Genomic DNA, 19,486 nt, shown 5'->3' on the forward strand with positions numbered 1-19,486 from the left:
GGGCCGAACGCAGGAGCAAGCGTTTTTTTGCTTACTTTTTTTAGGCGTTTGTAAAAAAAGTGAGTCGCCGTAAGGGCGAAACCCTAAGCAGCCGTAACCGCAGCAACGGATATACACCCAAAACTATCAAACAACGAGCAACAAAAAGGCGCCCGAAGGCGCCCTCTTGATATACGACCGTCAGGCCATCTCAGCCGTGGTTTCGAAGTCGAACGTCAACTCCCCATCCTTGATGTCGATGTGCACCACACCGCCATGCTCGGCCAGCTCGCCAAACAGAATCTCCTCCGCCAGCGGACGCTTGATCTTGTCCTGGATCAGACGCGCCATCGGACGTGCGCCCATCGCCGAGTCATAACCACCCGCCGCCAGCCAGCTGCGTGCCGCATCAGTAACCTCAAGCAACACACGCTTGTCTTCCAGCTGCGCCTGAAGCTCGGTGAGGAACTTGTCCACCACACTTTTGATGACCTCATGGCTGAGGCGACCAAACTGGATAATGGTGTCCAGACGGTTACGGAATTCCGGCGTGAAGCTCTTCTTGATCACTTCCATCGCATCGGACGAGTGGTCCTGATGGGTGAAACCGATCGAAGCCCGCGCTGCCGTCTCTGCACCGGCGTTGGTGGTCATGATCACGATCACATTGCGGAAGTCCGCCTTGCGCCCGTTGTTGTCGGTCAGCGTGCCGTGGTCCATGACCTGCAACAACAGGTTGAAGACTTCCGGATGCGCCTTCTCGATTTCATCGAGCAGCAATACGCAATGTGGCTGCTTGGTGATCGCTTCGGTCAGCAGACCGCCCTGATCGAAACCGACATAGCCTGGAGGCGCACCGATCAGACGCGATACGGTGTGACGCTCCATGTACTCGGACATGTCGAAGCGCACCAGCTCGATGCCCAGCGCCTTGGCCAGTTGTCGCGCGGCCTCGGTTTTACCGACACCGGTAGGCCCGGCAAACAGGAACGAACCGACCGGCTTGTCCGGCGATTTGAGCCCGGCACGGGACAGTTTGATCGCGGTCGACAGCGAATCGATCGCCGCGTCCTGACCAAACACCGTCAGCTTCAGATCACGCTCCAGATTACGCAGCAGCTCCTTGTCGGAACTGGTGACGTGCTTTGGCGGAATCCGTGCGATCTTCGCGACGATGTCCTCGACCTGTGGCACTTCGATACGCTTGACGCGCATCTCCACCGGTTGCAGACGCTGGTAGGCCCCCGCCTCGTCGATCACGTCGATGGCCTTGTCCGGCATGTGCCGGTCATTGATGTAGCGCGACGCCAGTTCGGCAGCGGCACGCAACGACTCATCGCTGTATTCGATATTGTGATGCTGCTCGAAACGCCCTTTCAGGCCACGCAGGATACCGATGGTGTCTTCCACCGACGGCTCGACGACATCGACCTTCTGGAAGCGACGCGCCAAGGCACGGTCCTTCTCGAAGATGCCGCGAAACTCCTGGAATGTGGTCGAACCGATGCAGCGAATGTCGCCAGACGACAGCAGCGGCTTGAGCAGATTGGACGCATCCATCACGCCACCGGACGCAGCACCCGCACCGATGATGGTGTGGATCTCGTCGATGAACAGAATCGCCTGCGGACGCTTTTTCAGCTCATTGAGCAGCGCCTTGAAGCGCTTCTCGAAATCACCGCGATACTTGGTACCCGCAAGCAGAGCGCCGAGGTCGAGCGAATAAACAACCGCATTGGCCAGCAGATCCGGCACCTGATTGTCGACGATGCGCTTGGCCAAGCCTTCGGCTATCGCGGTTTTGCCCACGCCTGCCTCGCCCACCAGCAGCGGATTGTTCTTGCGCCGGCGCGCAAGAATCTGCGCGACACGCTCGACTTCCGACTCACGACCAACCAACGGATCAATGCGACCCTGGCGCGCGAGTTCGTTGAGGTTGCTGGCATAAGCATCCAGAGGATTGCCTGAAGAAGAAGACTCACCGCCCTCGTCGTCCTGCATATCTTGTTCACCTTCAGAGTGATCGCCGTGCCCCGGTACTTTCGAAATGCCGTGGGCGATGTAGTTGACGACATCGATGCGCGCCACGCTCTGCTGTTTCAGCAGGAACACGGCCTGACTCTCTTGCTCACTGAAGATGGCGACCAGCACGTTGGCGCCGGTCACTTCGCGTTTGCCCGAGCTCTGTACGTGAAAAACAGCACGCTGCAGGACACGCTGGAAGCCCAGGGTTGGCTGGGTTTCGCGATCCTCGTCATGGACGGGGATCAATGGCGTGGTGGAGTCGATGAACTCCTGCAGATCATGCTTGAGTTTGTCGAGGTTTGCGCCGCAGGCACGCAAAACGGTGGCGGCAGCCTCATTATCCAATAGGGCCAGCAGGAGATGTTCGACGGTCATGAACTCATGACGCTTCGAACGAGCCTCCTTGAAGGCAAGATTGAGGGTGACTTCGAGCTCGCGGTTTAACATAGCTTCACCTCATACCCAAGTGGTCGGCGATTAACCGTCCTTCTCGATTTCACAGAGTAGCGGATGCTGGCTTTCCCTGGCGTACTGGTTGACCTGCATGGCCTTTGTCTCGGCGATGTCGCGGGTAAACACTCCACATACTGCCCGTCCTTCTGTATGGACGGCCAGCATGACCTTGGTCGCCAGCTCGCGATTCAGGTTAAAAAACACCTCGAGCACTTCGACGACGAAATCCATCGGTGTGTAGTCATCGTTGAACAAAACCACCTTGTACATCGGCGGCGCCTGTAACGCGGGCTTTGCTTCCTGAACAGCAACGCCTGCCGAATCGTCGTCGTGCTCCTGTGGAAGATCCTTTTGGAGAAGCGGGCGATCCTGATTGAATGTTAGTCGAATCTGGCTGATTGCATGCATGGAAAAAAAGGTTCGTCAGTTGTGCGAATACAGTGGTGGGGGCGGTTGCACACGTTTTCAACTACGACTGCCCGGTCACCTTGACTATCGGGAAAACGGTGTTACAACCAATAGAGCCCACAGTGGGTAAAAAAGATCCGCGGAGTCAATTCTTTTATCGAATTCGATTGCGGATGTCGTGGATGATACTCCAGCGATGGAGTCTGTTGCAGAGGGATTTGAGCATGGCTGTCGGCAAGGTGAAATGGTTCAACAATGCCAAGGGATTCGGCTTTATCAATACCGACGCCCGGGAAGGTCGCGATGAGGATGGCAAGGACATTGATTTCTTTGCCCACTACTCGGCCATTGAAATGGATGGGTACAAGACCCTGAAAGCGGGTCAGGCGGTGAACTTCGAGATCGTTCAAGGCCCTAAAGGCTTGCATGCCGTGAAGATAACTTCGGTCGAAGTCGCTTCGGCGTCGAGCTCGATTGCCACGGAAAAACAAACGGCAACCAGTTGAAGCCTCAAAATATTCGGTCATAAAAAAACCGCCTGACTCAACCCATCGAGTCAGGCGGTTTTTGCGTACCTGCAACTTTTACATATGCGAAATCAACGCATCCCCAAACCCGGAAGACGACACCAGCTTCGCGCCATCCATCAAACGCTCGAAATCATAAGTAACAGTCTTGGCGCCGATCGCACCGTTGGTGCCCTTGATGATCAGGTCCGCCGCTTCAGTCCAGCCCATATGACGCAACATCATCTCGGCCGAGAGAATCAGCGAGCCCGGGTTGACCTGATCCTTGCCGGCATATTTCGGTGCGGTACCGTGGGTCGCTTCGAACATCGCCACGGTGTCGGACAGGTTGGCACCCGGCGCGATGCCGATACCGCCCACTTCCGCCGCCAGGGCGTCAGACAGGTAGTCACCGTTGAGGTTAAGCGTAGCGATGACATCGTATTCGGCCGGGCGCAGCAGGATCTGCTGGAGCATGGCGTCGGCGATGGCGTCCTTGACCACAACGTTCTTGCCGGTTTTCGGGTTCTTGAACTGCATCCACGGACCGCCATCGAGCAGCGTCGCACCGAATTCTTCGGCCGCCACTTCGTAGGCCCATTCCTTGAAGGCACCTTCGGTGAACTTCATGATGTTGCCTTTGTGCACGATGGTCAGCGAGTCGCGATCATTGTCGACCACGTATTGCAGAGCCTTGCGCGCCAGACGCCTGGTGCCTTCGCGGGAGACCGGCTTGACGCCGATGCCGCAGTTTTCGTCGAAACGGATCTTGGTGACGCCCATTTCTTCTTTAAGGAATTTGATGACCTTGGTGGCTTCCGGCGAACCGGCCTTCCATTCGATACCGGCGTAAATGTCTTCGGAGTTCTCGCGGAAGATGGTCATGTCGACATCGCCGGGCTTTTTCACCGGGCTTGGCACGCCTTCGAACCAGCGCACCGGACGCAGGCAGACGTACAGGTCGAGCTGCTGACGCAGGGCCACGTTCAGCGAGCGGATGCCGCCACCGACCGGAGTGGTCAGCGGGCCTTTGATCGAAACCACGTAATCCTTGACCGCGTCGAGGGTTTCCTGCGGCAGCCAGGTGTCCTGGTCATAAACCTGAGTGGCCTTTTCGCCGGCGTAGACTTCCATCCAGGAAATCTTGCGCTTGCCGCCGTAGGCCTTTTCAACAGCAGCATCGACAACCTTGATCATCACCGGACTGATGTCGACACCAATACCGTCACCTTCGATGAAGGGGATGATCGGGTTATCAGGAACATTGAGAGAATGGTCTGCATTGACGGTGATTTTGTCGCCGACGGCTGGAACCTGAATCTTCTTGTAACCCATGCTGAACTCCATTGTTTGGATTGAACACCTGGCTTGCTTCGAGCGTAACCCAGTTGAATCAACACGCAAACCCTATGTTCCTGCGCCGCGCACATCTCGTTTCCTACAAGCCTGAAAGCAAAGGGAAAAGCGCCAAACTCCAGCATTCGTAACGAGTCTTTGCCCGGTCGCGCCCTGCGACCTTTAGACCAATGGACGAGAATCGTTGCATATGAACCATCGGCAGATTGCCAGCTACCTATGTATAATGCCGCCCGCTGACCACAGGGTCACGACGGCTGGCCTCTCTAGCACGAGACTTTCCGCCTGATTGGTCGGGTTGTTACCGCAGCCTGACTGCTTGACGCTCTACTGATGCACCCAACATCACCGCGAAGAATCTCGACATTCGGTTCATGGATGACTTTGAACGAACGCGCTTACCCGGCGCCCCTCGAGTTTCTGCGCACGCTTTAGCAAAGAAGAGAGAGTTAATCCGAATATGCCCACCCGCTCGAAGATCATCTATACCTTCACCGACGAAGCTCCTGCCCTCGCCACCTATTCCCTGCTGCCGATCATCGAGGCTTACACCGCCTCGGCCGATATCGCCGTGGAAACCCGCGATATCTCTCTTGCAGCGCGCATCCTGGCAAGCTTCCCCGAGCAACTGGGCGACAAAGCCGTAGCCGACCACCTCGCCGAACTGGGCGACCTGGCCGTTACGCCTGAAGCCAACATCATCAAGCTGCCGAACATCAGTGCTTCGGTGCCACAGCTGCAAGCCGCGATCAAAGAGCTGCAGGCGCAGGGCTACAACCTGCCGGACTACCCGGAAACCGTGACCAGCGACGCCGACAAAGACGCCAAGGCGCGTTACGACAAGGTCAAGGGCAGCGCCGTGAACCCGGTTCTGCGTGAAGGCAACTCCGACCGCCGCGCTCCGCTGTCGGTGAAGAACTATGCGCGCAAGCACCCGCACAAAATGGGCGCCTGGGCCAAGGACTCCAAGTCTCACGTCGCGCACATGAGCACCGGCGATTTCTACGGCAGCGAAAAAGCTGTCCTGATCGACGCCGCTGACGCTGTGAAGATCGAACTGATCGCCAAGGACGGTGCTGCCACCGTTCTGAAAGAAAAAACCACCGTTCAGGCTGGCGAGATCCTCGACTGCGCCGTGATGAGCAAAAACGCCTTGCGTGCGTTCATCGCTGCCGAGATCGAAAGCGCCAAGGCCCAGGGCGTGCTGCTCTCGGTTCACCTGAAAGCGACCATGATGAAGGTCTCCGACCCGATCATGTTCGGCCAGATCGTTGCCGAGTTCTATAAAGACGCACTGACCAAGCACGCTGACGTGCTGAACCAGATCGGCTTCAATCTGAACAACGGCATCGGCGATCTGTACGCGCGCATCAAGGCCCTGCCGGCCGAGCAGCAAGCGCAGATCGAAGCCGATATCGCAGCGGTCTACGCCGTTCGTCCTTCGCTGGCGATGGTCAACTCCGACAAAGGCATCACCAACCTGCACGTGCCGAGCGACGTCATCGTTGACGCCTCGATGCCAGCGATGATCCGTGACTCCGGCAAGATGTGGGGCACCGACGGTCAGCTGCACGACACCAAGGCTGTGATCCCGGATCGTTGCTACGCGACCATCTACCAGGCTGTGATCGAAGACTGCAAAGCCAACGGCGCTTTCGACCCGACCACCATGGGCAGCGTGCCGAACGTTGGTCTGATGGCGAAGAAAGCCGAAGAGTACGGCTCCCACGACAAGACCTTCCAGATCAAGGCTGACGGCGTTGTTCGCGTCACCGACAGCAAGGGCAAGCTGCTGATGGAACAGGCTGTCGAAGCCGGCGACATCTTCCGCATGTGCCAGACCAAAGACGCGCCGATCCAGGACTGGGTCAAACTGGCCGTCAACCGTGCTCGCGCGAGCAGCACGCCGGCGATCTTCTGGCTCGACCCGATGCGCGCTCACGATGGCGTGGTGATCGAGAAGGTTCAGGCCTACCTGAAGGACCACGACACCAGCGGTCTGGACATCCAGATCATGGCGCCGGTCGACGCGATGAAGTACACCCTGCAGCGCACCCGCGAAGGCAAGGACACCATTTCGGTGACCGGCAACGTACTGCGCGACTACCTGACCGACCTGTTCCCGATCATGGAACTGGGCACCAGCGCCAAGATGCTGTCGATCGTGCCGCTGATGAACGGCGGTGGTCTGTTCGAAACCGGTGCCGGCGGTTCGGCTCCGAAGCATGTGCAGCAACTGGTTGAAGAAAACTTCCTGCGCTGGGATTCGCTGGGTGAGTTCCTTGCCCTCGCCGCTTCCCTTGAGCACCTGGGCGTGAACTACAACAACCCGAAAGCACTGGTGCTGTCGAAAACCCTGGACCAGGCCACCGGCCAGTTCCTCGACAACAACAAGTCGCCATCGCGCAAGGTCGGCAACATCGACAACCGCGGCAGCCACTTCTATCTGGCGATGTACTGGGCTCAGGCCCTGACTGCCCAGACCGAAGACGCTGCACTGCAAGCGCAGTTCGCGACTCTGGCCAAAACCCTGACCGAGAACGAGGCAACCATCGTTGCCGAGCTCAACGCCGTTCAGGGCAAGCCAGTCGACATCGGCGGTTACTACCACGCCGACGCCGAGCTGATCAGCAAGGCCATGCGTCCAAGCGCAACCTTCAACGCGGCGATTGCTGCGCTGGTTTAAGGTTGTAATGCGGTGAACAGACCCCGGCCTTGTGCCGGGGTTTGTGTTTCCGGGTTTTGTGATCACCACAAAACTTTGTGGGAGCTGGCTTGCCAGCGATGGCGGTTTATCATCCAGCATGGATGGTGACTGAACCACCGCTATCGCTGGCAAGCCAGCTCCCACAGGGATTGGGGTTTAACCAATAGATTGAGGAAGGTTTTATGGAATGGCTCCCCCACATCACCGTCGCCACCATCGTCGAGGACAACGGTCGCTTCCTGATGGTCGAAGAGCACAAAGGTGGGCGCAATGTGCTCAACCAGCCCGCCGGCCATCTCGATCCGGATGAAACCCTGATCGATGCGGCCATTCGCGAAACCCTTGAAGAAACCGGCTGGGACGTCGAACCGACAGGCGTGATCGGCATTTATCTGTACACCGCACCGAGCAACGGCGTGACTTACCAGCGCATATGCTTCAGCGCCAAAGCCGTGCAGCATCACCCGGATTTCCAGCTTGACGACGGAATTGTCGGCGCCAAGTGGCTGACCCGCGACGAATTAATCGCCCAGCGCGATAACTGGCGCAGTGAACTGATCATCCGTTGCATCGACGATTATCTGGCCGGTCATCACTTCAGCCTCGAACTGATCCGCCCTTCTCTTTAGCCTTGCGGCCGCGAGCCTGATAGAATCGCGCCCTTTTCCAAGACACTCATTGAATCCCTATGCGTGATCCAGCCCCTTCTGACACATCCAAGAAGCGCGTCATTGTCGGCATGTCCGGCGGCGTGGACTCTTCCGTTTCTGCCCTTCTGCTGATCGAGCAGGGTTACGAAGTGGAAGGCCTGTTCATGAAGAACTGGGAAGAAGACGACGGAACGGAATACTGCACCGCCATGGACGACCTGGCGGATGCTCAGGCTGTCTGCGACAAGATCGGCATCAAGCTGCACACCGCCAACTTCGCCGCCGAGTACTGGGACAACGTGTTCGAGCACTTCCTCGCCGAATACAAGGCCGGGCGCACGCCGAACCCGGACATTCTGTGCAACCGCGAGATCAAGTTCAAAGCGTTCCTCGACTACGCGATGATGCTCGGCGCCGACCTGATCGCCACCGGCCACTACGTGCGCCGCCGTGATATCGATGATCGCACCGAACTGCTCAAGGGCCTCGATCCGAACAAGGATCAGAGCTATTTCCTGCACGCCGTCGGCGGCGAACAAATCGCCAAGACCCTGTTCCCGGTCGGCGAACTGGAAAAGCCGCAAGTGCGCGAGATTGCCGAGAAGTACGAACTGGCCACCGCCAAGAAGAAGGATTCCACCGGGATCTGCTTCATCGGCGAGCGCCGTTTCAGCGATTTTCTCAAGCAATACCTGCCGGCACAACCGGGCGAGATCAAGACCACCGAAGGCGAAGTCATCGGCCGTCACCACGGCTTGATGTACCACACCATCGGCCAGCGTCAGGGCCTCGGCATCGGCGGCTTGAAGGATGCCGGTGACGAGCCGTGGTACGTGCTGCGCAAGGATCTGCAGAGCAACGAGCTGATCGTCGGCCAGGGCAACAACCATCCGTGGCTGTTCTCCAGCGCCCTGCTCGCTTCGGAAATCTACTGGGTCAACCCGATCGACCTGAGTCAGCCGCTGCGCCTGACGGCGAAAGTGCGCTATCGCCAGAGCGATCAGGCCTGCACCCTGGAAAAAACCGCCAGCGGCTATCGCGCCGTGTTCGACGAGCCGCAACGCGCGGTGACGCCGGGCCAGTCGGTGGTTTTCTATGACGGTGAAATCTGCCTCGGCGGCGGCGTGATCGAAGTGGCCGAGCCGTGGAGCGGCCAGGCATGAGCCCGACTCAGGAGCAACTGACGGCGCTGGGCGGCGTGTTTCTCGCCGCCGTGCTGGTCGATCGCATCGCCAAGACCGGCCAGACCAACGAGGCCGGCCTGAGTTGCATGCTCGGCAGCCTGCTGGTCCGCGACCCGAAAGATACGCTGGACGTCTACGGCGGCGACGACATCAATCTGCGCGAGGGTTATCGCGCGCTGATTGGCGCCCTTGAGCGCGATCCGAGCACCTTGCAGCGCGAGCCGTTGCGCTACGCCCTGTCGATGCTCGGTCTGGAGCGGCAACTGGCCAAGCGTGACGACATGCTTGAGACGATTGCCAAACGCCTGCCGCAGATCCAGTCGCAGGTGGAGCATTTTGGCCCGGCCCACGAAAACGTCGTGGCCGCTTGCGGTGCGTTGTACCAGGACACTTTGAGCACTCTGCGCCAGCGCATTCAGGTGCACGGCGACATGCGCAACCTGCAACAGCCGAGCAATGCCTCGAAGATCCGCGCCCTGCTCCTCGCCGGTATCCGCTCGGCGCGCCTGTGGCGTCAGCTCGGTGGTCATCGCTGGCAGTTGGTGATCAGCCGCCGCAAGCTGCTCAAAGAGCTTTATCCGTTGATGCGCAGCGAGTAAACGCCGCGTCATGAAGGCTTTGTAGTCTGTAACGCGTAATACGCCGGTCAGTTGGCGACGGACCGGCGGATTTTTTCATGTATGATACGCGCCCCATTTCGTTGCCCGACTGTCCGAGAACACCCCATGCAGCTCTCTTCGCTCACTGCGGTTTCCCCTGTTGACGGCCGCTACGCCGGCAAAACCCAGGCCCTGCGCCCGATTTTCAGCGAGTACGGCCTGATCCGTGCCCGCGTTCTGGTTGAAGTGCGCTGGCTTCAGCGCCTGGCCGCCCATGCTGGCATCCCTGAAGTGCCAGCCTTCTCCGCCGAGGCCAACGCCGTTCTCAATGAACTGGCTGAAAACTTCTCGCTGGAGCACGCCGAGCGCGTCAAAGAGATCGAGCGCACCACCAACCACGACGTCAAAGCGATCGAATACCTGCTCAAAGAGCAGGCGGCCAAGCTGCCGGAGCTGGCCAAGGTCAGCGAATTCATCCACTTTGCCTGCACCAGCGAAGACATCAACAACCTGTCCCACGCCCTGATGCTGCGCGAAGGTCGTGACGACGTGATGCTGCCGCTGATGCGCCAGACCGCCAACGCCATCCGCGAACTGGCCATCCGTTTCGCCGACGTGCCGATGCTGTCGCGCACCCACGGCCAGCCGGCTTCGCCGACTACTCTGGGTAAAGAACTGGCCAACGTGGTTTACCGTCTCGAGCGTCAGATCGCCCAAGTCGCTGCCGTGCCGCTGCTGGGCAAGATCAACGGCGCTGTCGGCAACTACAACGCGCACCTGTCGGCCTATCCGCAGATCGACTGGGAAGCCAACGCCCGCGCCTTCATCGAAGATGAACTGGGCCTGGGCTTCAACCCGTACACCACGCAGATCGAACCGCACGACTACATCGCCGAGCTGTTCGACGCTATCGCACGCTTCAACACCATCCTGATCGACTTCGACCGCGACATCTGGGGCTATATCTCCTTGGGTTATTTCAAGCAGCGCACCATCGCTGGTGAAATCGGTTCGTCGACCATGCCGCACAAGGTCAACCCGATCGACTTCGAAAACTCCGAAGGCAACCTGGGTATCGCCAACGCATTGTTCCAGCACCTGGCGAGCAAGCTGCCGATCTCCCGCTGGCAGCGCGACCTGACCGACTCCACCGTCCTGCGCAACCTCGGTGTCGGCTTCGCCCACAGCGTGATCGCTTACGAAGCCAGCCTCAAAGGCATCAGCAAACTCGAGCTCAACGAGCAGAAGATTGCCGCTGACCTCGATGCTTGCTGGGAAGTATTGGCCGAGCCGATCCAGACCGTGATGCGTCGCTACAACATCGAAAACCCGTACGAAAAGCTGAAAGAACTGACCCGTGGCAAGGGCATCAGCCCTGAAGCGTTGCAGACTTTCATCGATGGCCTGGACATGCCAGCCGAAGCCAAAGCCGAGCTCAAGCAACTGACGCCGGCCAACTACATCGGCAACGCAGTGGCACAAGCCAAACGCATCTGATCGACCGTTTGCTCCGTTTGAGACGCCCGGCCGCGCCGGGCGTTTTTATTCCCGTCTGAAAAGTGCTTTTTTTCAATAGGTTACATATGAATTCCGATATTCCTCTTCAACTTCTGGGCGGCCTCACAGCACGCGAATTCCTGCGTGACTACTGGCAGAAAAAACCGCTGCTGATTCGTCAGGCGATTCCTGACTTCGAAAGCCCGATCGACGCCGACGAACTGGCCGGCCTGGCCCTGGAAGAAGAAGTCGAATCGCGCTTGGTCATCGAGCACGGCGAGCGCCCATGGGAATTGCGTCGCGGCCCGTTCGCCGAAGACGAGTTCAGCAAATTGCCAGAAAAAGAGTGGACCCTGCTGGTGCAAGCGGTTGATCAGTTCGTGCCGGAAGTCAGCGAACTGCTGGAAAACTTCCGCTTCTTGCCGAGCTGGCGCGTCGATGACGTGATGATCAGCTTTGCCGCACCGGGTGGCAGCGTCGGCCCGCATTTCGACAACTACGATGTGTTCCTGCTGCAGGGCCATGGCAAGCGCAACTGGAAAATCGGCCAGATGTGCGATTCCGAGAGCCCGCTCCTGCAGCACGCTGACCTGCGCATCCTCGCTGAATTCCACGAGACCGAAGAATGGGTGCTGGAGCCAGGCGACATGCTCTACCTGCCGCCGCGTCTGGCCCATTGCGGCGTCGCAGTCGACAACTGCATGACCTACTCGGTCGGCTTCCGTGCGCCGAGCGCTGCTGAAGTGCTGACCCACTTCACCGACTTCCTCAGCCAGTTCCTGACCGACGAAGAGCGCTACACCGATGCCGACGCCAAGCCGGCGGTCGATCCGCACCAGATTCAACACGATGCGCTGGATCGTCTGAAAAGCCTGCTCGCCGAACACATGAGCGATGAGCGCCTGCTGCTGACCTGGTTCGGCCAGTACATGACCGAGCCGCGCTACCCGGAACTGGTGGTCGGCCCGGAAGACGTCGAAGAAGAAGACTTCCTCGCCGCCCTGCAGGACGGCGCCGTGCTGATCCGCAACCCGAGTGCGCGCCTGGCCTGGTCGGAAGTCGACGACGATCTACTGCTGTTCGCCAGCGGCCAGAGCCGTTACCTGCCGGGCAAGCTGCGCGAACTGTTGAAGCTGATCTGCGCCGCTGACGCCCTGCACGCCGACAACCTCGGCGAATGGCTGAGCGATGAAGACGGCCGCAGCCTGCTCTGCGAACTGGTCAAGCAAGGAAGCCTGGGGTTTGCCGATGAATAAAATTCGCGTTCGTGTCGCAGACTGGCAGAAGGATATCGCCGAGATCCGGCGCATTCGTGAAACGGTGTTCATCGCCGAACAATCGGTGCCACCCGAGCTTGAGTGGGACGCCGATGACGCGACCGCCGTGCATTTTCTGGCGTTCGAAGGCGACTTCCCGATCGGCACGGCGCGACTGCTGCCCGATGGGCATATCGGTCGGGTTTCGGTACTCAAAGACTGGCGCGGAATGAAGGTCGGTGACGCGCTGATGCAAGCGGTCATCGCCGAAGCCGAAGCGCGCGGCTTGAAGCAACAAAAGCTCAGCGCTCAGGTGCAGGCCACGGCGTTCTATGAGCGCCTGGGCTTCAGCCTGGTCAGCGAGGAGTTTCTTGAGGCCGGGATTCCGCATGTCGATATGGTTCGGCATTCGGCCTGATTCCGAGACCTCTAGATCCCTGTGGCGAGGGGATTTATCCCCGCTGGGCTGCGAAGCAGCCCCAAATCCAGAAAACTCGGTGAGTCAGTTAAATCGAGCGCGATGGGTCGGCGACTGCTGTGCAGCCGAGCGGGGATAAATCCCCTCGCCACAATGGCCGCAAGCACACCACAAAACGCCCCGCCATTTTCGGATGCCGGGGCGTTTTGCTGTCTACGATTCAACTTGCCCCACCCCAAGCCGACAAACTGGCAATATCAAGCCTTTCGAACGCGGAGATAACGGACATGTCCCTACGCACCCTGCTAACCACCCTGCTGCTCGGCTGCAGTTTTTCGGTGCTGGCAGCCACAGAAATCGTTCCCCTCAAATACCACACCAGCGCTGACATGCTGCCGGTCGCGCAGGACTTCATCGGCCAGGACGGTCAGGTCAGCGCTTATGGCAATCAACTGATCGTCAAAGCCGAGCCGGGCAAGATTCAGGAACTGAAGGACTTGCTGGCGCAACTCGATACCGCACCGAAGCGCTTGCTGATCACCGTCGACACCAACGAAAACAACGGCCGTGGCGACGAAGGTTATGCGGTCAATGGCGCCCAGCCGAGCCAGATCCGGATCATCAGCCGCAGCACTACCAGCCGCAACGGCGGCGTTCAGCAAGTGCAGACCAGCGAAGGCACTCCGGCGCTGATTCAGGTTGGCCAGAGCGTGCCGATCACCAACACCCAGAGCGATTCCTACGGCGGTTACAGCAGCGAGACTCAATACCGCAACGTCACCCAGGGTTTCTATGTCACCGCCAGCGTCACCGGCGAAACCGTTCATCTGGCGATCAGTACCAACCGTGACCGCATGAGCCAGGAACGTCCCGATGTAGTGAACGTGCAAAGCACCGACACAACCGTCACCGGGCGCCTCGGTGAGTGGATCACTCTGGCGGGCGTCAACAGCCAGACTCAGGCCGATAAACAGGGGCTGACCCGCAGCTACTCGACTCAAGGCCGGGATGACATGACCTTGCGGGTGAAAGTCGACACGCTGGACTAAAGCACCGAAAACTGACTGATTAGTCGTATTAGACGAAAGATGTAGTGCTTGAAAAAAAGCACTACAAAACGTTTGACGCGAAAAAAAAGCGAAGGCATGATGGCCTCGCTCCCGCTAATCAGAGGCCCTGGCAAGGGCCTTCGAAGCGCCGCTCGCACCTACCCCGCGAGCCGTTTCGTGTCTGTACCGCCCACAAGGTGTGTTTGACGAGGTTGCCGACTGGAACGAAGTTGTCCCGAGGGACGGAAGCGTATTTAGGTAACCCGGCTTCACGCTGCAGACCGTATAAAGGCCCACGACGCCGGAATGCGCCCGCACCGCGCCACTACCTGCTCACTTCCCCTCGAGCCCATCGTTCATCCCGTCGCCTACCCCGCCGAATCCGACTTGACCACCTAAGCTTCTGGTCAGCGAGCGCAGGAATTTTCCACCGCAGAACAACTTTTCATAAAAGACGCGACGAGGTTTATCTCCATGGCACTGACACGCGAACAGCAAATTGCAGCCCTCGAAAAAGACTGGGCCGAGAACCCGCGCTGGAAAGGCGTGACTCGCACTTACTCCGCTGCCGACGTGGTCCGCCTGCGTGGCTCGGTTCAGCCTGAGCACACCTTCGCGAAGATGGGCGCCGAGAAGCTGTGGAACCTGGTTACCCAGGGTGCCAAGCCGTCCTTCCGTCCAGAGAAAGATTTCGTCAACTGCATGGGCGCCCTGACCGGCGGCCAGGCTGTTCAGCAGGTCAAGGCCGGTATCCAGGCGATCTACCTGTCCGGCTGGCAGGTGGCTGCGGACAACAACTCCGCCGAATCGATGTACCCGGATCAGTCGCTGTACCCGGTTGACTCGGTACCGACCGTGGTCAAGCGCATCAACAACTCGTTCCGTCGCGCTGACCAGATCCAGTGGAAAGCCGGCAAGAATCCGGGCGATGACGGCTACATCGACTACTTCGCGCCAATCGTGGCCGACGCTGAAGCAGGCTTCGGCGGCGTACTCAACGCCTACGAGCTGATGAAGAGCATGATCGAAGCAGGCGCCGCCGGCGTTCACTTCGAAGACCAACTGGCTTCGGTGAAGAAATGCGGCCACATGGGCGGCAAGGTTCTGGTGCCAACCCAGGAAGCCGTACAGAAGCTGACCGCTGCCCGTCTGGCCGCTGACGTTGCCGGCACGCCGACCATCATTCTGGCCCGCACCGACGCCAACGCGGCTGACCTGCTGACTTCCGACTGCGACCCGTACGATCAGCCATTCGTGACCGGCGAGCGTACTCAGGAAGGTTTCTACAAGGTACGTGCCGGCCTGGATCAAGCGATCGCCCGTGGCCTGGCTTACGCACCGTACGCCGACCTGATCTGGTGCGAAACCGCCAAACCGGATCTGGAAGAAGCCCGTCGCTTCGCTGAAGCGATCAAAAAGGAATACCCGGACCAGCTGCTGTCGTACAACTGCTCGCCTTCCTTCAACTGGAAGAAGAACCTGGACGACGCGACCATCGCCAAGTTCCAGCGCGAACTGTCCGCCATGGGCTACAAGCACCAGTTCATCACCCTGGCCGGCATTCACAACATGTGGCACAGCATGTTCAACCTGGCGCACGACTACGCCCGCAACGACATGACCGCCTACGTGAAGCTGCAAGAGCAGGAATTCGCTGACGCCGCCAAGGGTTACACCTTCGTTGCGCACCAGCAGGAAGTGGGCACTGGCTACTTCGACGACATGACCACTGTGATCCAGGGCGGCTCGTCCTCGGTGACCGCGCTGACCGGTTCGACCGAAGAAGAACAGTTCCACTGATTCGGCCTCACCTGAGCAAACGGCCTTTGCGGATCGAATAAAAAGCTAACCGCAAAGCCGCAAGACTGACGCCCCGACTGGATCGGGGCGTTTTTTTGCCTGTTGGAATCTCAAAGCCCCCATAAATTTCCTGTGGGAGCGAGCCTGCTCGCGAAGGCGATAAGTCAGCTTGCACATCTGGAGGCTGATCCACCGCTTTCGCGAGCAGGCTCGCTCCCACAGGGCTACCGTCAGCCGAGAGGTGGAACATTGATCTGAAGCGCTACAAGCGTCAGAAATTTCCGCTAAAACGGTAGGCTTCGCTACTTGCAGTAATGCGCAAGTAAGACAACTTCCCAGCCACTCACTGGTTAAACAGTTACAAAACCACTCCAAACGATATCAATTATCATTTAGCAGCAACTATGTTCGTTACAAAGCCTACAAAACATAATTGACGGAAACCCGGCTAATGCCCGCAACGCATGGGCCGCAGCGCCTTCAGGAGACGCTATGTCCTTAATCCGGTAAATAATTTCGCCTTTGGAATTTTACTTGCCGGGTGTTTAGCCATAAAATCAGCCCGATTGATTGCTGCGACATATCGTCACTGCCTTATTTCTTTATCAAGCTCAGAGACCTTTGCTCTCTGTTAAGGATTACCAGCATGCCCGAAGCGACAGGACTCATGGCCCACAACTGGGGCTTTGCCATTTTCCTTCTGGGTGTCGTCGGCCTGTGTGCCTTCATGCTTGGCGTCTCCAGCCTCCTCGGGTCAAAAGCCTGGGGTCGCAGCAAAAACGAACCGTTCGAGTCGGGCATGCTACCTACCGGTGGCGCCCGCTTGCGGCTCTCAGCCAAATTCTATCTGGTCGCGATGCTCTTCGTGATCTTCGATATCGAAGCCCTCTTTCTCTTTGCATGGTCTGTGTCCGTCCGCGAAAGCGGCTGGACCGGATTCGTCGAAGCTCTCGTTTTCATAGCAATTCTGTTGGCAGGTCTTGTCTACCTGTTCCGAGTGGGCGCCCTTGACTGGGCTCCGGAAGCTCGTCGCAAGCGGCAGGCGAAGCTGAAACAATGAGGCTTTGGCAATGCAATACAATCTCACCAGGATCGACCCCGATGCTCCTAACGAGCAGTATCCGATTGGCCAGCGGGAAACCGTTGCCGATCCGTTAGAAGATCAAGTCCACAAAAACATTTTCATGGGCAAGCTGGAAGACGTGCTGAGTGGCGCGGTCAACTGGGGACGTAAGAACTCCCTGTGGCCGTACAACTTCGGCCTGTCGTGCTGCTACGTGGAAATGACCACCGCCTTCACGGCGCCCCACGACATCGCGCGCTTTGGCGCCGAAGTCATCCGGGCCTCGCCGCGTCAGGCCGACTTCATGGTTATCGCCGGTACCTGCTTCATCAAGATGGCGCCGATCATTCAGCGTCTCTACGAGCAAATGCTCGAACCGAAATGGGTTATCTCCATGGGTTCGTGCGCCAACTCCGGCGGCATGTACGACATCTACTCCGTGGTTCAAGGGGTGGACAAGTTCTTGCCCGTGGACGTCTACGTACCTGGCTGCCCGCCCCGTCCGGAAGCATTTCTGCAAGGCTTGATGCTGTTGCAGGAATCGATTGGACAGGAGCGTCGTCCGCTTTCCTGGGTCGTTGGTGATCAAGGCGTATATCGCGCCGACATGCCATCGCAGAAGGAACAGCGCCGCGAACAGCGAATCGCAGTCACCAATCTGCGCAGCCCTGACGAAGTCTGATCCAGTTCTGTTCCAAGTAACGAGAAGCTGGCTTCATTCTTTACGTTGACCGAAAGCGAAAAAATAACCATGACTACAGGCAGTGCTCTGTACATCCCGCCTTACAAGGCAGACGACCAGGATGTGGTCGTCGAACTGAACAACCGTTTTGGCGCCGAAGCGTTCACCGCGCAGGCAACCCGCACCGGCATGCCGGTGCTGTGGGTGGCCCGTGCCAGACTGGTTGAAGTCCTGACTTTCCTGCGCAACCTGCCCAAGCCGTACGTCATGCTCTATGACCTGCACGGCGTGGACGAGCGTCTGCGCACCAAGCGTCAAGGGCTGCCAACCGGCGCCGATTTCACCGTGTTCTATCACCTCATGTCGCTGGAGCGTAATAGTGACGTGATGATCAAGGTGGCCTTGTCCGAAGGCGACCTCAGCATGCCTTCCGTCACCAGCATCTGGCCCAACGCCAACTGGTACGAGCGCGAAGTCTGGGACATGTTCGGCATCGACTTCAAAGGCCACCCGCACCTGTCGCGCATCATGATGCCGCCGACCTGGGAAGGTCACCCGCTGCGCAAGGACTTCCCGGCGCGCGCCACCGAATTCGATCCGTTCAGCCTCAACCTCGCCAAGCAGCAGCTTGAGGAAGAAGCCGCGCGTTTCCGTCCGGAAGACTGGGGCATGAAGCGTTCCGGAGCCAACGAGGACTACATGTTCCTCAACCTCGGCCCGAACCACCCTTCGGCGCACGGTGCGTTCCGCATCATCCTGCAGCTGGACGGTGAAGAGATCGTCGACTGCGTCCCGGACATCGGATACCACCACCGTGGCGCCGAGAAGATGGGCGAGCGTCAGTCCTGGCACAGCTACATTCCGTACACCGACCGTATCGACTACCTCGGCGGCGTGATGAACAACCTGCCGTACGTGCTCTCGGTCGAGAAGCTCGCCGGCATCAAAGTGCCGCAGAAGGTCGATGTCATCCGCATCATGATGGCCGAATTCTTCCGGATCACCAGCCACCTGCTGTTCCTCGGTACCTACATCCAGGACGTCGGCGCCATGACCCCGGTGTTCTTCACTTTCACCGACCGCCAGAAGGCGTACACGGTGATCGAGGCGATCACCGGTTTCCGTCTGCACCCGGCCTGGTACCGCATCGGTGGCGTCGCCCACGACCTGCCGCGCGGCTGGGAAAAACTGGTCAAGGATTTCGTCGAGTGGATGCCCAAGCGTCTGGACGAATACACCAAGGCCGCCCTGCAGAACAGCATCCTCAAGGGGCGTACTGTCGGCGTCGCTGCCTACAACACCAAAGAGGCCCTGGAATGGGGCGTCACCGGTGCCGGCCTGCGTTCGACCGGTTGCGATTTCGACCTGCGCAAAGCGCGTCCGTACTCGGGCTACGAGAACTTCGAATTCGAAGTGCCACTGGCCGTCAACGGCGATGCCTATGACCGCTGCATGGTCCGCGTCGAAGAGATGCGCCAGAGCATCAAGATCATCGATCAATGCATGCGCAACATGCCGGAAGGCCCGTACAAGGCGGATCACCCGCTGACCACGCCGCCGCCGAAAGAGCGCACGCTGCAGCACATCGAAACCCTGATCACGCACTTCCTGCAGGTTTCGTGGGGCCCGGTCATGCCGGCCAACGAATCCTTCCAGATGATCGAAGCGACCAAGGGCATCAACAGTTATTACCTGACGAGCGACGGCGGCACCATGAGCTACCGTACCCGGATCCGTACTCCGAGCTTCCCGCACCTGCAGCAGATCCCTTCGGTGATCAAAGGCAGCATGGTCGCGGACTTGATTGCGTACCTGGGTAGTATCGACTTCGTTATGGCCGACGTGGACCGCTAA

Annotated in this window: 16 protein-coding genes; 13 read left to right on the top strand and 3 right to left on the bottom strand. The window is 58.8% G+C overall.

The window, feature by feature from the left end:
* Window positions 1–180 precede the first annotated feature (180 nt).
* Together clpA and clpS are read right to left on the bottom strand one after the other, a co-directional pair.
* Window positions 181–2,451, bottom strand: coding sequence for an ATP-dependent Clp protease ATP-binding subunit ClpA (gene clpA / locus AC0Z5Z_RS09955; RefSeq protein ID WP_016775266.1), 2,271 nt, complete (start codon window positions 2,449–2,451; stop codon window positions 181–183).
* Between the two features lie 30 nt (window positions 2,452–2,481).
* Window positions 2,482–2,865, bottom strand: a complete 384-nt coding sequence (clpS, locus tag AC0Z5Z_RS09960) for an ATP-dependent Clp protease adapter ClpS (protein WP_011334948.1) — start codon at window positions 2,863–2,865, stop codon at window positions 2,482–2,484.
* A gap of 224 nt (window positions 2,866–3,089) precedes the next feature.
* Here clpS and AC0Z5Z_RS09965 point away from each other — a divergent pair, with 224 nt between their 5' ends.
* The gene (locus tag AC0Z5Z_RS09965) at window positions 3,090–3,371 is read left to right on the top strand and encodes a cold shock domain-containing protein (protein WP_041477073.1); all 282 of its coding nucleotides are present in this window, start codon (window positions 3,090–3,092) and stop codon (window positions 3,369–3,371) included.
* A gap of 78 nt (window positions 3,372–3,449) precedes the next feature.
* Here AC0Z5Z_RS09965 and icd read toward each other — a convergent pair whose 3' ends face one another.
* Window positions 3,450–4,706, bottom strand: coding sequence for an NADP-dependent isocitrate dehydrogenase (gene icd / locus AC0Z5Z_RS09970; RefSeq protein WP_056788899.1), 1,257 nt, complete (start codon window positions 4,704–4,706; stop codon window positions 3,450–3,452).
* Window positions 4,707–5,187: 481 nt separating this feature from the next.
* On the opposite strand from icd, the gene AC0Z5Z_RS09975 reads away from it, so the two are divergent.
* The 12 genes from AC0Z5Z_RS09975 to nuoC all read left to right on the top strand — a co-directional run bounded on the left by AC0Z5Z_RS09975 (window position 5,188) and on the right by nuoC (window position 19,486).
* A complete protein-coding gene (locus AC0Z5Z_RS09975; protein ID WP_460161053.1) occupies window positions 5,188–7,413 on the top strand; it encodes an NADP-dependent isocitrate dehydrogenase in 2,226 nt (741 codons plus the stop codon).
* 203 nt (window positions 7,414–7,616) lie between these two features.
* Window positions 7,617–8,063 carry an NUDIX hydrolase gene (locus tag AC0Z5Z_RS09980; protein WP_252867866.1) on the top strand — a complete coding sequence of 149 codons (447 nt, stop codon included), beginning with the start codon at window positions 7,617–7,619 and terminating at the stop codon, window positions 8,061–8,063.
* Between the two features lie 59 nt (window positions 8,064–8,122).
* Window positions 8,123–9,247, top strand: coding sequence for a tRNA 2-thiouridine(34) synthase MnmA (gene mnmA, locus AC0Z5Z_RS09985; RefSeq protein WP_150634940.1), 1,125 nt, complete (start codon window positions 8,123–8,125; stop codon window positions 9,245–9,247).
* Complete coding sequence (hflD, locus tag AC0Z5Z_RS09990; protein WP_039763308.1) at window positions 9,244–9,867, top strand: high frequency lysogenization protein HflD; 624 nt, start codon at window positions 9,244–9,246, stop codon at window positions 9,865–9,867. Before mnmA ends, hflD begins: the two co-directional genes overlap by 4 nt.
* A 126-nt stretch (window positions 9,868–9,993) precedes the next feature.
* Window positions 9,994–11,364, top strand: coding sequence for an adenylosuccinate lyase (gene purB, locus AC0Z5Z_RS09995; protein WP_003223822.1), 1,371 nt, complete (start codon window positions 9,994–9,996; stop codon window positions 11,362–11,364).
* Between the two features lie 86 nt (window positions 11,365–11,450).
* Window positions 11,451–12,620, top strand: a complete 1,170-nt coding sequence (locus tag AC0Z5Z_RS10000) for a ribosomal protein uL16 3-hydroxylase (protein WP_016775274.1) — start codon at window positions 11,451–11,453, stop codon at window positions 12,618–12,620.
* Entirely contained in the window at window positions 12,613–13,038 is a 426-nt protein-coding gene (locus AC0Z5Z_RS10005; RefSeq protein ID WP_016775275.1) for a GNAT family N-acetyltransferase, read from the top strand. The genes AC0Z5Z_RS10000 and AC0Z5Z_RS10005 overlap by 8 nt, the downstream gene beginning before the upstream one ends.
* A 287-nt stretch (window positions 13,039–13,325) precedes the next feature.
* Window positions 13,326–14,087, top strand: a complete 762-nt coding sequence (locus AC0Z5Z_RS10010; RefSeq protein WP_485611005.1) for a secretin N-terminal domain-containing protein — start codon at window positions 13,326–13,328, stop codon at window positions 14,085–14,087.
* A gap of 474 nt (window positions 14,088–14,561) precedes the next feature.
* Entirely contained in the window at window positions 14,562–15,887 is a 1,326-nt protein-coding gene (gene aceA / locus AC0Z5Z_RS10015) for an isocitrate lyase (protein WP_016775277.1), read from the top strand.
* 646 nt (window positions 15,888–16,533) lie between these two features.
* A complete protein-coding gene (locus AC0Z5Z_RS10020) occupies window positions 16,534–16,947 on the top strand; it encodes an NADH-quinone oxidoreductase subunit A (RefSeq protein WP_003223812.1) in 414 nt (137 codons plus the stop codon).
* A 10-nt stretch (window positions 16,948–16,957) separates the two neighbouring features.
* Window positions 16,958–17,632, top strand: coding sequence for a NuoB/complex I 20 kDa subunit family protein (locus AC0Z5Z_RS10025; protein ID WP_016775278.1), 675 nt, complete (start codon window positions 16,958–16,960; stop codon window positions 17,630–17,632).
* Between the two features lie 69 nt (window positions 17,633–17,701).
* Window positions 17,702–19,486 carry an NADH-quinone oxidoreductase subunit C/D gene (nuoC, locus tag AC0Z5Z_RS10030; RefSeq protein ID WP_056788887.1) on the top strand — a complete coding sequence of 595 codons (1,785 nt, stop codon included), beginning with the start codon at window positions 17,702–17,704 and terminating at the stop codon, window positions 19,484–19,486.

This window comes from Pseudomonas sp. 1L-E-NC-VB-C3 (assembly GCF_057291535.1).